Origin of the sequence: Austwickia chelonae (assembly GCF_003391095.1) — a bacterium.
Taxonomy (GTDB): domain Bacteria; phylum Actinomycetota; class Actinomycetes; order Actinomycetales; family Dermatophilaceae; genus Austwickia; species Austwickia chelonae_A.
Map to the genome: position 1 here is coordinate 1,888,027 of NZ_CP031447.1, position 13,925 is coordinate 1,901,951.

General features: G+C 64.6%; 10 protein-coding genes and 1 pseudogene. 8 read left to right on the plus strand and 3 right to left on the minus strand.

What is annotated here, in order from left to right:
* Positions 1-98: 98 nt before the first annotated feature.
* From DX923_RS08225 to DX923_RS08245, 5 genes and pseudogenes are all read left to right on the plus strand, one after another.
* Positions 99-2,486, plus strand: coding sequence for an ATP-binding cassette domain-containing protein (locus DX923_RS08225; RefSeq protein ID WP_116114024.1), 2,388 nt, complete (start codon positions 99-101; stop codon positions 2,484-2,486).
* A gap of 186 nt (positions 2,487-2,672) precedes the next feature.
* Entirely contained in the window at positions 2,673-4,313 is a 1,641-nt protein-coding gene (locus tag DX923_RS08230; RefSeq protein WP_116114026.1) for an ABC-F family ATP-binding cassette domain-containing protein, read from the plus strand.
* Between the two features lie 15 nt (positions 4,314-4,328).
* Positions 4,329-5,414 carry an MFS transporter gene (locus DX923_RS08235; protein WP_240322557.1) on the plus strand — a complete coding sequence of 362 codons (1,086 nt, stop codon included), beginning with the start codon at positions 4,329-4,331 and terminating at the stop codon, positions 5,412-5,414.
* Positions 5,415-5,546: 132 nt separating this feature from the next.
* A pseudogene (locus DX923_RS08240) lies at positions 5,547-5,660 on the plus strand (IS481 family transposase); the annotation flags it as partial.
* 572 nt (positions 5,661-6,232) lie between these two features.
* Positions 6,233-6,745, plus strand: coding sequence for a hypothetical protein (locus DX923_RS08245; protein WP_116114027.1), 513 nt, complete (start codon positions 6,233-6,235; stop codon positions 6,743-6,745).
* 25 nt (positions 6,746-6,770) lie between these two features.
* On the opposite strand, the gene DX923_RS16160 is transcribed toward DX923_RS08245, so the two are convergent.
* On the minus strand, positions 6,771-6,938 hold the full coding sequence (locus DX923_RS16160) for a hypothetical protein (RefSeq protein WP_162872856.1): 168 nt from the start codon (positions 6,936-6,938) through the stop codon (positions 6,771-6,773).
* 241 nt (positions 6,939-7,179) lie between these two features.
* Between DX923_RS16160 and DX923_RS08250 the strand changes: the two genes are divergently transcribed.
* Together DX923_RS08250 and DX923_RS08255 are read left to right on the plus strand one after the other, a co-directional pair.
* Entirely contained in the window at positions 7,180-7,812 is a 633-nt protein-coding gene (locus tag DX923_RS08250) for a TetR/AcrR family transcriptional regulator (protein ID WP_162872857.1), read from the plus strand.
* 24 nt (positions 7,813-7,836) lie between these two features.
* Entirely contained in the window at positions 7,837-8,394 is a 558-nt protein-coding gene (locus tag DX923_RS08255; RefSeq protein WP_116114031.1) for a hypothetical protein, read from the plus strand.
* Here DX923_RS08255 and DX923_RS08260 read toward each other — a convergent pair.
* Both DX923_RS08260 and ccmA read right to left on the minus strand, forming a co-directional pair.
* Entirely contained in the window at positions 8,388-9,899 is a 1,512-nt protein-coding gene (locus DX923_RS08260; RefSeq protein ID WP_116114032.1) for a DUF6297 family protein, read from the minus strand. The genes DX923_RS08255 and DX923_RS08260 overlap by 7 nt on opposite strands.
* Positions 9,896-10,546, minus strand: a complete 651-nt coding sequence (gene ccmA / locus DX923_RS08265; RefSeq protein ID WP_116114034.1) for a heme ABC exporter ATP-binding protein CcmA — start codon at positions 10,544-10,546, stop codon at positions 9,896-9,898. Before ccmA ends, DX923_RS08260 begins: the two co-directional genes overlap by 4 nt.
* A 111-nt stretch (positions 10,547-10,657) precedes the next feature.
* On the opposite strand from ccmA, the gene DX923_RS08270 reads away from it, so the two are divergent.
* Positions 10,658-13,864: a DEAD/DEAH box helicase gene (locus DX923_RS08270; RefSeq protein ID WP_116114035.1), complete on the plus strand. Its 3,207-nt coding sequence runs from the start codon at positions 10,658-10,660 to the stop codon at positions 13,862-13,864.
* Positions 13,865-13,925 lie beyond the last annotated feature (61 nt).

The window sequence follows — 13,925 nt, forward strand, 5'->3', positions numbered from 1 at the left end:
CACCCCAGAGCGACAGGCATCGGACACAAAGCAGACATACCCTGGTCTGAGGTGAGGACGTCCGGGTCTTCGCCACTCGCCCACCTCGGGAGACCTCGATGACGATGCCCGCTGTCCATCCTGCCGACCGCCATGACGTCATCCGAGTCCGGGGCGCACACGGGAACAACCTGCGCTCGGTGGACCTGGACCTGCCCAAACGTCGCCTCACCGTCTTCACCGGGGTCTCCGGCTCAGGAAAGAGCTCGCTGGTGTTCGGCACGATCGCCGCGGAATCGCAGCGCATGATCAACGAGACCTACAGCACCTTCGTGCAGGGGTTCATGCCTGCCCTGACCCGCCCGGAAGTCGACCGTCTCGAAGGGCTGACCACGGCGATCGTCGTCGATCAGGAACGCTTGGGCGCGAATCCGAGATCGACCGTCGGTACCGTCACCGACGCCCACGCCGTCCTACGTGTGCTGTTCAGCCGGATCGGCGACCCTCATGTCGGACCGGCGAGTGCTTTCTCGTTCAACACTGCGACGGTGCGCGGCGCCGGGGCGATCACCGTGGAGAAGGGTGATCGCCCGACGAAGGAGAAACGGTCGTACGAGCGGCTCGGGGGAATGTGTCCACGATGTGAAGGCACAGGCCTGGTCACTCAGATCGACGTGTCTGCCTTGTTCGACAAGACGCTTTCGCTCAGCGGCGGGGCGCTGACCGTCCCGGGGTATTCGATGGACGGCTGGTACGGGCGAGTCTTCAGCGGCAGTGGTTATTTCGACATGGACAAACCCTTGGACGAGTTCACCGAGCAGGAGATGCACGATCTGTTGCACCGTGAACCCACCAAGATCCGGGTGGACGGAGTCAACCTCACCTATGAGGGGCTACTCCCCCGGCTGCGTAAATCGATGCTGTCGAAGGACCGGGAGGCGATGCAACCACACATCCGAGCCTTCGTGGACCGGGCTGTCGTCTTCGAGATGTGCCCTGACTGTGCGGGAACCAGGCTGAACGAGCGGGCCTTGTCCTCACGGATCGAGGGAAAGAACATCGCCGACCTGTGCGCCATGCAGGTCAGTGATCTCGCCGAGTGGATAGCTGTGCTCGAGGCGCCTTCGGTGACACCGTTGTTGGTCTCCTTACGGGAGACCTTGGAAGCTTTCGTGCACATCGGGTTGGGATATCTGTCGCTGGATCGGGCGACAGGAAGTCTGTCCGGCGGAGAGTCGCAACGGACGAAGATGATCCGACACCTGGGGTCGGCGCTCACGGAGGTGACCTATGTCTTCGACGAGCCGACGACGGGGATGCACCCGCATGACATCACCCGGATGAACGAGCTGCTGCTGCGCCTGCGGGACAAGGGCAATACGGTACTGGTCGTCGAGCATGCGCAGGAGACGATCGCGATCGCAGACCATGTGGTCGAGCTGGGACCAGGTGCGGGAGCTGCGGGCGGCCGGGTCGTCTTCGCCGGGAGCATCGAGGAATTGCGAACCGCAGACACGTTGACGGCGCGACATCTGGACGACCGGGCTCAGCTGAAGGGCTCGGTGCGGACACCGACGGGGATGCTGTCGGTGCGGGGTGCTTCGCGGCACAATCTGCAGGATGTCGACGTGGACATCCCGCTGGGCGTGTTCACCGTCGTCACCGGGGTTGCCGGGTCGGGAAAGAGTTCATTGATCCACGGGTCGGTGTCTCCCCTGGAAGGCGTGGTCGCGGTGGATCAGTCACCGATCCGGGGTTCGCGACGCAGCAATCCGGCGACATACACCGGGCTGCTCGATCCGATCCGTAAGGCGTTCGCGAAGGCGAATGGCGTCAAGCCGTCGTTGTTCAGCTCGAATTCGGAAGGCGCCTGTCCGTCGTGCAAGGGCGCCGGGGTGGTGTACACCGACCTGGCGGTGATGGCCGGGGTGTCCACGGTCTGCGAGGACTGCGAGGGCCGCCGTTTCGATGCGTCGGTGCTCGAGCTTCGGCTGGGTGAGTTGAATATCGCCGAGGTCTTGGAACTGCCGGTGTCCGAAGCAACGGGTTTCTTCGCGGAAGGGCCGGCCCGCTCACCGGCTGCCGGCGCCGTGCTGGGGAGGCTGGGCGATGTCGGCCTGGGTTATCTGCGGCTCGGGCAGCCGTTGACCACGCTGTCCGGCGGGGAGCGACAACGGTTGAAATTGGCGGCGCGTATGGCGGAGAAGGGCGAGGTCTATGTCTTGGACGAGCCGACGACAGGCCTGCACCCGGCCGATGTGACGCACCTGCTGGCCATGGTGGACCGGCTGGTCGATGCGGGGCGCACCGTGATCGTGATCGAGCATCATGAAGCAGTGATGGCGCATGCTGATTGGTTGATCGACCTGGGGCCGGGTGCCGGTCATGACGGTGGACGCGTCGTCTTCGAAGGCGTTCCTGCCGATCTGGTGGGTTCGGCGTCGACATTGACCGGTGAACATCTGGCGGCAGCGGTCGGCTCTCGCCGTGATGGCTGGGGACGTTAATCGACTCGCAGAGTGACCGCCCGACTGTGTAGCCTCGGTGTCATGTACTTGGGTATTGCCTCGATGAGGCTGCGGTCCGCCCGCTGACGGCGGCGGGACCTCTTCTTTTCTCTCGTCTGCCGTCCTGGCCATCTGCCGGGCGGCTGCCTTGTGGTGCCCGGCTCCATGACGAGCTGAGAGTACGCAATGCCCACTTCACAACCTTTGTCATCGTGCGTGTGGGACGGGTCGCCTCACGGGGCTGCCGCACACATCCGCGCTGAATCCATCCACGTCACCTTCGGGGACCGAGCGCTCCTCAACGGGGTGTCCGCCGGGTCACGCCTGGCGATCGTTGGTGATAACGGCCGGGGAAAGACCACCCTGCTGCACGTTCTGGCCGGCACCCTGAAGCCGGACTCGGGCGTGGTGCGTCGTCTAGGGTCCCTGGCCCTGGTCAAACAGGGCATGGCCGCCGAGGGTGGTCGCACGGTCGGCGACCTCGTCGCCGAGGCAACCGCCCCAGCCAGGGCGGCGCTATCTGCCCTGGACTCGGCGAGCCGTGCACTGGCGGCTGGTCAGGACGCCGCCGATGCCTACTCCGACGCGTTGGAAGCAGCCACTGCCCTCGACGCCTGGGATGCCGAGCGCCGGGTCGACATCGCCCTGGCGGGCCTTAACGCCTGCGGCGACCGCGACCGGGTCTTGTCGACGTTGTCGGTGGGCCAGCGGTACCGGGTGCGTCTGGCCGTCGCGCTCGGATCACACCCTGATCTCCTCCTGCTGGACGAGCCGACCAACCACCTGGACGCGGCAGGGCTGTCCTTCCTGACCCAGCAGCTGCAGGGCCATGCCGGTGGCATGGCCCTGGTCAGTCACGACCGGGCGCTCCTGCGTGACGTGGCCACGAGCTTCCTCGATCTCGACCCGACCCGGGACGGCTTGCCTCGGATCTACGTCGGTGACTACCAAGGCTGGGTCGAGGGTCGCCAGCGGGAGCGGCTCGCGTGGGAGCAGGATCACGCCGCCCAACGTGCCCAGCACGCAGAGCTGACGCGCGCCGCGGCCGAGGCACGTTCCCGCCTGTCGCAGGGCGGTTGGAAGCCGGACAAGGGCACAGGCAAGCATCAGCGGGCCACTCGGGCTGCGGGTGTGGTCCAGGCCTTCAACCGGCGGGTCGAAGACGTGGAACGTCATGAGATCAGCGTGCCTGAGCCGCCCCTGCGCCTGTCGTGGCCCGCATCGTCCACTCGCTCGGACCGGGCCATCCTGAACGCCTCCATGCTCACCGTCGAGGGTCGGCTGTCCACGCCGGTCTCCCTGGACATGAGCGGCGGTGACCGGTTGCTGATCACCGGGCCGAACGGCACCGGGAAGTCCACGTTACTGGCGGTTCTCGCCCAACGACTCATGCCAAGCACGGGACATCTGCGGGTGAGTCCGAAGGCGCGCGTCTCGCTGTTGTCGCAGGAGGTCCCTCGCTGGGACCACGACCAGCCCGCCCACGTCGCCTACGAAACGCACCTGGCGCGGATCGGCCGGCGCGGGCAGGCACCTTCTCTCGGTTCTCTCGGACTGCTCGAAGCCTCCGCTCACCACACCCGGGTGGGGCGCATGTCCCAGGGTCAGCAACGTCGGCTGCATCTGGCCATGTGCCTGGCCGAGGACCCTGGACTGCTGCTGCTGGACGAACCCACCAACCACCTGTCCTCGAGCCTCGTCGACGACACCACCACCGAGCTTCTTCGCACCTCCTGCGCCGTGGTCGTGGCCACGCACGACCGGCAGATGCTCATCGACCTGGCCCATTGGCCCCAGCTCCACCTCGCCCCGAAGGACCTTCGATGAACCCCCCTGCGTCCCTTGACCATCCCTGCCTACCGCTCTCTCTTCGCAGCCTTGACACTGGCGATCTTCGCCCAAGGAGCGTGGGCCCTCTACCTGGCGATGCAGACCCTCGTCCTGGGTGCCACGCCGGCAACCTTGGCGAGCGTGGTCGCGTGGAGCGGAATCGGCCTGCTCGCCGGTTCCCTGCCTGCTGGAGTAGCCGCCGACCGGCTGCCCAGCAGATCGATCCTGGTGGGCGCGCTCACCCTGAACCTGACAGTGGCGACGGTGACCTCCACCGCCGCCGCCACCGGCACGGTCAGATTCTGGATGCTCGGACTGTCGGCCTTCGTCATCGGGGCCTCCACCGCGTTCTTCTTCCCCGCCTACACAGCCCTCGTGCCGGTGCTCGTCGCGGCCGACGACCTCATGGCCGTCAACGGACTCGAGGGCGCCACGCGTCCCCTGGTCGGCCAGGCCCTGGCTCCCGCCGTCGTCGGAGCCGTGATCGGCGCGACCATGCCCGCCGCCGGCGGATACCTCATCGCCAGCACGCTAGGCATCGCCCTCGTCGCCGCGCTGCGACTGCCCCCACCTACCCCGGCCGAGACGCAAGCAGGCAGCTCAGCCACCTCACCGGTCAGGGACCTGATCGACGGCTTCGGCTACGTCGCCCGCACTCGCTGGATCCGCTCCAGCGTCCTGTTCGCCGCCTTCATGGGTCTCGCCGTCACCGGGCCGCTGGAAGTACTCCTGCCCGCCCTCATGCGCTCCTCGCACCACAACGGCCCAGCACTCTACGGAGCCGTCCTCGCGGCCCTTGGTGCCGGTGGGCTGGCCGGGTCTCTGATCGCCGGGTCCTGGAGAACGCCGACACATTTCCTACCAGCCCTGATCGGCGCCTGGGCTCTCGGCTGCCTGCCCCTGTCCATCCCAGCGGTCATGGGTCATCGGCTCGGGGCTGATCTTCTACGGAGCCCTGATCGGCCTCGGGATGGTCATCTGGGGCACCGTCTTGCAGGAACACGTTCCCCTGGAGATGCTCGGCCGGGTCGCCAGCCTCGACTTCTTCATCTCCGTCGCCTTCATGCCCCTGTCCGTCGCGCTCACAGGGCTCCTTAGCCGCCACATGGAAGCGCAGAGCCTGTTCGTCGCAGCAGGCCTAGCGCCATTTGCCGTCGCTGCCGTCCTTGCGGCCCTGGGTCAGCTTCGAGCCCCTGGTGGCCTTCCGATGCGGGAGGAGGGACGGTGACGCACGACCATCCAGGCGCGATGTTCCACGCTGACGTGAAGAAACTCGGCAACATCCCAGACGGCGGAGGCTGGCGATACGTCGGCCGCCAGCACGGTGAGAAGAACCGCGCCGCGGCCACCCAACTACTGCAGCCACCACCGACCCCACACGGTCTGCGGGGACCAGCCGCCGTTCTCAAGATTGAGAGAGGTCCCCGGTCAGTACAGCTAGCAGGTGACGGCGCGCCCGAGGTATTCAGCCGTGCCCGCGGCTGTGCCCGTCCGTCATCAGCACGGACGGGCACAGTTCCGGCCTCGGGCCAGGGTGTTGTCTCAGGTTCAGACGGTGTCCTTGCCGGCCCAGGCTGGATCAGGCGTGGCATAGGTCATGTCTCGGCCGGGGTTCTCGAATTTCCCTGCGTGGTTCCGAGAGAGGTGCTTCGCCGACATGAACAGCGGGTTTGTCCTTCTGGGATTGTGTGAAGCTTTGGGGGATTTTTGATGGTGGTGGTGATTTGAGTTGTTTTTAAAAGTGACATAAGTATTGTTATCGGTGCTGATCAATTATCGATCACATCTCGAGTTTCGGCCAGAAGGGGTCGCCGGGGCGACAGTGGCTGCCGACCATCCCCCACCGGGAAAGCGCCGATACACCGGCCGCTGCGTGTCGAGCCAAGGAATCAGGTACTGAGATATAACCTCAAAAAATGCCGCACCCCCGAGTCCGGATTTATTACATCGTGGCGATCTTCGCGTGGACACTCGTCCTGACTTGGGCTTATCAGCAGCTGCCGGAACAGGTGGTCCACGAGTTCTCCATTCGCGGGTCCGCTGAACAGCAGGGGATGCGCAGCACGCACCTCACTGTGATGGCGTCGATGAGCATATTGGTAGTGATCGTCCTACCCGCGGCGTTCTGGCTCCTCTTGCGGAGAAGCCCTTCCTCGGCCTTCCCCCTTCCTCGCGAAGCTCGTAGCTATTGGTACGCGATCGAACGACTCGAGGAGTTCCGCCAGAAGGCGTTCTCCACCGTAATGAACTTGTCATCAACCGTGCTCTGGCTTCTCACCATCATGGAATTTGGTGTCATCATTGCCAACCGCCGCTCCCCTGCCCAGGTCGGCCCAGAACTCTGGATTCTGCTGACGTTCTGGGCAGCTTTATTCGGGTGGCAGGCGCTCACTGCCGTGCGTTCTTTCCTGGTTCCGGCCAAATCCTGAACCAGGCGAACACCACCTCGGAATATTATTTTTGCCCTTTCCCCTCCCATTTCTCAGCGACGAAGTTGAACAGCTTTGCGTATCCGGCCACGAATATAGCGCTGAGCAGGAAGGTCAATATCACCAAGAGGATGGTTCTCACGTTTATCTTCTCGGCATCCAGGCCCGAGGCCCACAGGATACCCAGGGTCATCAGGATCGTTACGGCGACCTACTCCCCCGCCGAGACTCTCCAAGGATTCTTCATCCCCATACGTTACGAAATTCTTCGAAGCACGGGGGGGCAGATGCCGGAGGAATAAATATCCCTCCACGAAATCCTTGTAAGGATACAATCTCTTTCTCTTCGTTTACTTCACTCTGACACCGACTCTCCATGGGTCATCAACCGGATGATCATCACTAACTAGCACGCCCGTGCTAGCGTTGTGATCATGGCACGGGTAGACCATCAGGAACGGCGACGTGAGATCGCTGAGGCGGTGTGGCGACTACTGGAAAACGGTGGAGTCGAGTCGGCCTCGGTGCGCGGTGTCATCGCCGAGACCGGGCTGTCATCGGGGTCCATCAGGTTCTTCTTCTCCACACAGGCCGCGCTGCACGAGTTCGCTATGTCCAGCCTCACTGAGCGGGTGCAGGAGCGCGTCCGCCGAGCGGCGTCCGAGCCAGACCCGGAGCAGCGAGCGGTGGCGATGGTCAGTGAGCTGATGCCGCTGCGTGATGACACCGAGCGAGAACTGGGCGTCTGGCTGGCATTCGTCGCCAAAGCTCGCTACGACCCGGCACTGGCGCGCATTGTCGGCGAGCAGGCCACAGCAGTCAGGGAGTTCCTGACCACTGTCCTGGTTGACCTGGCCGCCCTGGGGCTCGGACCGTCCGACACCGACATCGAAGCTGAAGTGATCCGTCTCAACGCCATCATCGATGGCATCACCTTCGAGCTCCTGACCGCACCGAATCTGATCAGCCGTGAACAGGCCACGGCTGCGCTGCGAAGCGCATTACTTCCCGAGCGCGAACAGTCCCACAGCGAGAAGGAAGACCGCCATGGCCGTGGCAAGAGCTAAACGCTACAGGCAGGACACGGCGTCGTGATCGCAGCGATCGTTTCCGCAGAGGTCATGTTCTGGGTGCTCCTGTTCGGTGGGCTCGGGTTGCGCTATCTCCTCCGAGCCCACCGGCTCAGCACCCTCGTCCTCGCCGGGGTACCGCTGGTCGACCTCGCGCTCCTCGTCCTCGTCGCGATCGACGTGATGCGTGGCGCGGAACCGACCCGCCCCCACGCCTTCGCGGCCCTCTATCTGGGCGTCACCATTGCGTTCGGTCACCACATCATCCAAGCGACCGACGCCTGGTTCCGGTACCGCTTCGCCGACGGCCCCAAACCGTTCAAACCGCCCAAGGGCTCCACCGCGGAAGTGCGCGCGATCTGGCACGAATGGTTGCGCGTCGTTCTCGCTGCCGCCATCGGCGCAGTCTGTCTGCTGGTCATGATTGCCCTCGAAGGGTGGCATGTTCCCACCAGCATCGACAGCGCCACCCAGCACCCCTACTGGGCCACTTTGCTGCTCCTGCCCACCATCACGGCAGGCTGGTTCCTGGCCGGACCCGCCTTCGCCGGGCGAGGCGATCCCACCCTTGATCAGTAACCGGAGATCTGGCTCAGGTCCTGCCACAGACAGAACCCGGCGATCAGGACGCCCACTGCGGCGGCGACCATCATCATCGGCCCCGGCATGACCAGGCCCGGCGCCAGCACCAGCGCCGGCAAAGAAGACCCACGCAGCACCCGTTTGACCACGCCCACCGGCAGCGCGCCAGCCGGGGTCGACACGACCAGGCCGACATCGGCCAGGTCAGGAGCTGAGGCCGTATGCGTCATCGCGACCAATGCCGCACCGACCAGTAAAGGTGTCGACCATACCGACAGGTGCGCTGCCGTCTGCGCGACCGCCGCCACGGCCGTCGCCACCACCGCTGGAACCACCAGAAAGGCGAGCGCCAGCGACCGGTTGGTGCCGGGGAGGGATCGGCGGAGCCCTGTCGAACGCACCCATGCGCGTAGGCCTGCGGCGTAGGGCGTGGAGGTAGGGATGACGACCAGTGCCGCTAACAGGAGTCCGGCCCAGGATCCCTGTGCGGGGGTGAACAGCCATAGCCAGGGCAGGGTGCAAGTGGCTGCGAGCAAGGGGCCGGGACGTCGTGGCACCCGCCGTGCGTCAGCGGCAACGAGGGCCCACAGGCCGTGGCCGGTCAGGGTGCGGCTTCGTCGCCGTCCGTGTCGGGCCAGGTTCCGTCGCGCGGTGGCTTGTAGGACGGCGGCGCTGTCCAGCATTGCCATGCTTTGTTCGGTGGCGTCGGTGAAGTCGCCTCCGCGGGCGATCTCACTCATCGGCAACCGGTGTGCTTGCCGGGCGACCAGCAGCAGGGTCACCGTGCCTGCTGAGGTGACTGCTGCTGCCGTGAGTGCGATCACCGTGGTGTCGGTCGAGGGCGGTGTAGGTGGGGCCAGGCCGATGGTCGGTAGTGCCGCGAGGGCTGTGGCGGCGAGGGTGGCAGCCACCAGCAGTGATGTACCGAACAGGGAAGTCCGGTCTGCTGCCGTGGTTGTCGGGGAGGCTGTCTGCCGCCAGGCTGCGGCGGCGACCACCCATAGCGTCAGCCCGGCCCCAGCTGTTGTGCGTGCCGTCCAGTCGCTGAGTGTGCTTTCCGCGCCGGCTGCGGCGGCGGCGATGCCGGTGAGGACGGCGCCGACGAACCAGGCCAGTACGCCTGTGCTGACGACCCGGCTTCGCAGCAGTACGCCTCGATCTGCTGGTGCTGCGAACAGCCAGGTCCGCTCTGCGGAGGGTGCGCCTAAGGGCCCTGCTGTCGCCGCTGCCCACAGAGCTGCCCCGGCCAGGGCGACCGGCAGGATCATCGGCAGCAGAGCGGCCACGTCACTGCGCAGGGTGTTCTCGAGTGCGAGGCTGGAGCCGCGCAGTAGCCCCGCGGCCATCGAGGCGAACACCAGCGCAGCCAAGACGAGCATGTACCCGGTGTTCGCCGCGGAGTCGGTGAATTTTTGGTCGGAGGTGCGTCGCCACCGCAGTTCTCGTAGGACTGTGCGGGCTCGGCGGCGCTCTTCGACGAGGTGGTCCGGCGTGGTGTTCATGCAGCGCTGCCGTCGATGGGCATGATCGTTACGATCCGCGCGCCGACTCGTTCGAGCAGTTGTGGGTCGTGGCTGGCCAGCAGGATCGCTGCGCCGGCCTTTTTCGCTTGGGTCAGGTGGTCGGCCAGCCAGTCGCGGCCGACGACGTCGAGTCGTTGTTCCGGCTCGTCGAGGATCAACAGGTCGTACGGGCGGATCAGAGTGGTGGCCAACGCGAGTCGTCGCCGCTGCCCGGAGCTGAGGCTGTCGGGGAGTTGGTCGGCGGCGTCGGTGAGTTGCACTGCTTCCAGTGCGGTGTCCACGGCGTCGAAGGGGTCGTTGCTGCCATGTGCGCGGGCGAACAGGTCGAGATGTTCCGCTGCGGTCAGGTCGGGGAACCATCCCATGTCGTCCAGCACGGTCGCGACCCGAGCGCGTACCTTCGGGTCGCGTTCGTCCAGGGGTGTTCCGTCGAGGAAGACCTGACCGCTGTCGGGTTCGACGGTGCCCAGCAGGCAATGCAAGGTGGTTGTCTTACCGACACCGTTCGGTCCGGTCAGTGCGATGGCTTCTCCTGCCTTCACGGTGAAGGAGAGATCTCTGACGATCGGCCTGCCTCCATATGTTTTCGACAGTTGAGAGACTTCGAGGCAGGTGGAACTCCGCACGCCGATGCTCCATTCGAGGTGTGTGGCTTGTCTTCAACCAGGCCTTTGAAGAAAGTACTTCATTGCCGACCGGGACAACAGCACTTCCTGCGCCGGGGCAGGATGGGGCCCATGCGCGGTGAACGGAGTGAAGACGAACGGATTCGGATTCTGAAGTTCTGGTGGATGTTGGAGCTGTTCAGCCCACAAAAGATTCCAGCCCTGACCCGCAAAGCGACGCAGCCTTCGGACCACCAGGTATGTATCTGGCAGCCCGAGGACCCGCTGCCATGGGAGTCCTTGGCCCCACCTGACCCGGTGGGGTCGACCACCCGGGTCTGGCGCCACACTGTCTATCTGGGCGTCTACCAGCTGAAAGCAACCTACGAGGCGTTGAGCCAGGTATTCGCGGAAGATCCTGACGCCTACGACCAGAGCCCCGACGGACAGAGCGCGTGCGCGGGACTGGTCATCGCGCAGGACGGCCGTTTGGTCCCCGATTCGGTCGTGCTTTCCTCAGCGTTGTGGGCGGCAGGCCGAACCCGCTCCCCCGGGCCGGAGAATCCACATTGGATGGAAGGATTCGGTCAGGCCCAGGCCCAACTCACCAAAGAAGTCGACGACAGCGAAGGCGAACGCCGTCAGGAAGATGGCGGTGAACAGCCCCCTCCCCACAACCGGGCCTCCATGCTGGAATTGCTACGAATTGCCCATGGCGTTGCCGGTGTCACCGATTTCGACGACTTGGCCAGCAATTCCGTGATCATCGACAGCGTCGCTGTCTCCGAACGCCGGGCGCTGGACGGCGCGACCACCGATTTCCTGAACAGCTTCTACCTGGACGATCTGAAAGCTGTCCGAGAACACGTGACGCGCGGCAACCTGGGCGCTGCTCTCAGCAGCTATCTCACCGGCGATTCGTCGTTGCCAGTGGCCGAACGGATCGACATCGTGGCGCATCCTGACATCATCGACGCAGCCACCAGTGTCGAACGACTTCCCAAAGGACGATGGCCTTCCTCCCCTCAGCATTCGCTGGCGTTGAGCCAGCAGTACGCCGTCAACCGGGCCCTGGGAGACCTCGCCCCGAGCAGCGGAATCATGGGGGTAAACGGCCCGCCTGGCACCGGCAAGACGACGATGTTACGCGACATCCTCGCGGGGAATGTCGTCGAACGAGCTCGACGTCTCGCTGCTCTCGCCACTCCTGCGGATGCTTTCACCAAAGTGACCCACCGATGGTCCGATGCTGCTGGCCATTCTCGGGCTGTCCCTCAGCTCCGACCCGAACTGACCGGTTTCGAAATGGTCGTCGCCTCGGCGAACAATGCCGCCGTCGAAAATGTGACCGCTGAGATCCCCGCCCACAACGCCATCGCCGATCCGTGGCGCGGCAACATCGACTACTTCGGTGACATCGCCACCAAGGTCCTGCAGGCCTGCGCCGACAAGGAAGACGCCTCTTCGAGCGACTCGCCCCCTTCGGCTTGGGGACTTGTCGCCGCCAGGCTGGGGCGGAAACGCAACCGTACTGCTTTCCAATCGGCGTTCTGGTTCGACGAGAAGACACCCCGGAACCGATCGGTGCCGCAGGACAATGTGCCGCGAATGCAGACCACGCTGACGCGATGGCGTGACGGTGACGCCGAGTACACCCCGTGGGCTCAGGCCAAAGCCGACTTCCGTGCTGCCGAGCGGCGGGTCGACCGTCTCATCAGCGAGCGGGCACAAGCCCAGGAACGTCTCCGCCGGCACCCACTGCTGACCAACCGTGAACGATCTCTCCACAAAGTAGCCGATCAGGCACGACGACACCTCGAAAAATCCAACCAGGCGCTGACCCGTCACCTAGCCGTCGAGCAGAGCAACGAAGCCGCTCTGGATCTCGCCACCGCGAACCACGAACGCCACCTCGCTGCGAAACCCGGCGTATTGGAAACGATTTTCTCCCTCGGTAGAGCAGTGCGGGACTGGCGCGAACAACTCGACACACTCACCACCGAACTCGACCTCGCCGCACGACAGCAACAGGAAACCCTCGAGCACGGCCGCCGGATCCGACAGACACTGCAGGAATCCCAGGACCGGATGGCATCAGTCCAATCCGTCTTGGACCACACCCAGCAGGAACAAGCACAGCTCAGCACCGCCTGCGCACACGACCAGGCACGATTCGGCAAGGCCTACCCCGGTTCAAAGGGAGACCAACGCGAGCTGCGCGCGCCGTGGCTCGATGAAGAGCTCGACTCCGCACGGTCGGATCTGTTCGTCGCCGCGTTGACATTGCACCAGCGTTTTCTCGCCAATGCCGCTCATGACATGCTTCACGGTTTGCGCGCCGCTATGGATGTGGTTGCCGGTCACCACCCACATGATCTGGCACCGCAGAAAATCTTGGCAGCTTGGCAGTTGTTCTTCCTCACCGTCCCGTTGATTTCGACGACATTCGCCTCAGCTGGTCGGATGTTCGACGGTCTGGGGCAGGAATCCATCGGTTGGTTGCTCATCGACGAAGCGGGGCAGTCCTCACCCCAGTACGCAGTCGGCTCCATATGGCGTGCTCGGCGCGTCATCGCCGTCGGCGATCCGCTCCAGATCGAACCGGTGGTCACGCTTCCGAAGAAGGCCCAACGCAATATTGCCCTCAGTTATGGGATCGGGTCGACGTGGATCCCGCCTCGCGCGTCCGTGCAGACGTTGGCCGACCGGGTGTCCCGGTTCGGTACGGTGCTGGACCAGGGCGAGGAGAAGGTCTGGGTGAGCGCGCCGCTGCGGGTTCACCGGCGCTGCGATGACCCCATGTTCACGCTGTGCAACCGGATCGCTTACAACGATTTGATGATCAGCGGTGTGCACCGCACGGTGGACGATCCGGCCCATCCAGACCGTTTCGATGGCCCGGACGGGCCGATCATCGCGGTGAGCCACTGGGCCGACGAACCTGCGTCGGCCCGTGGCAGTCACCTGCAGCCCAATCAGATCCTGCGTTTCAAGAAGGCCCTCAACTATCTTGCCGGGCAAGATGTTCCGCCTTCCGATGTCATCGCCATCTCTCCTTTTTGCGCGATGGCGGATCGATTGCATGGCCTCACCACCGAGTATCGCGGCTTGCGCGCGGGGACGATCCATACAGCGCAAGGTCGTGAGGCTCCGGTGGTGATCCTGGTGCTGGGCGGCGACCCGGATAAGCCTGGAGCTGCCGTGAATTGGGCTAGAACCCCCAACTTGGTCAATGTTGCTGCAAGCCGGGTGCAACGTCGCTTGTACGTGATCGGCGACCGCGCTTTCTGGTCCAGGCACAACTATTTCCGTGATCTTGCCAGGGCGCTCGGCCGATAGCTGGTCTTTGACTGTCCAAAGCTGATTTCTTCAACGACGCCGACGCCAAGGACGTAGCGTC

Excerpts from the sequence above, each read along its gene's own strand:
- DX923_RS08225 (WP_116114024.1), top strand. The coding sequence starts at position 99 with ATGACGATGCCCGCTGTCCATCCTGCCGACCGCCATGACGTCATCCGA.
- DX923_RS08230 (WP_116114026.1), top strand. The coding sequence starts at position 2,673 with ATGCCCACTTCACAACCTTTGTCATCGTGCGTGTGGGACGGGTCGCCT.
- DX923_RS08245 (WP_116114027.1), top strand. The coding sequence starts at position 6,233 with ATGCCGCACCCCCGAGTCCGGATTTATTACATCGTGGCGATCTTCGCG.
- DX923_RS16160 (WP_162872856.1), bottom strand. The coding sequence starts at position 6,938 with ATGACCCTGGGTATCCTGTGGGCCTCGGGCCTGGATGCCGAGAAGATA.
- DX923_RS08250 (WP_162872857.1), top strand. The coding sequence starts at position 7,180 with ATGGCACGGGTAGACCATCAGGAACGGCGACGTGAGATCGCTGAGGCG.
- DX923_RS08260 (WP_116114032.1), bottom strand. The coding sequence starts at position 9,899 with ATGAACACCACGCCGGACCACCTCGTCGAAGAGCGCCGCCGAGCCCGC.
- DX923_RS08270 (WP_116114035.1), top strand. The coding sequence starts at position 10,658 with ATGCGCGGTGAACGGAGTGAAGACGAACGGATTCGGATTCTGAAGTTC.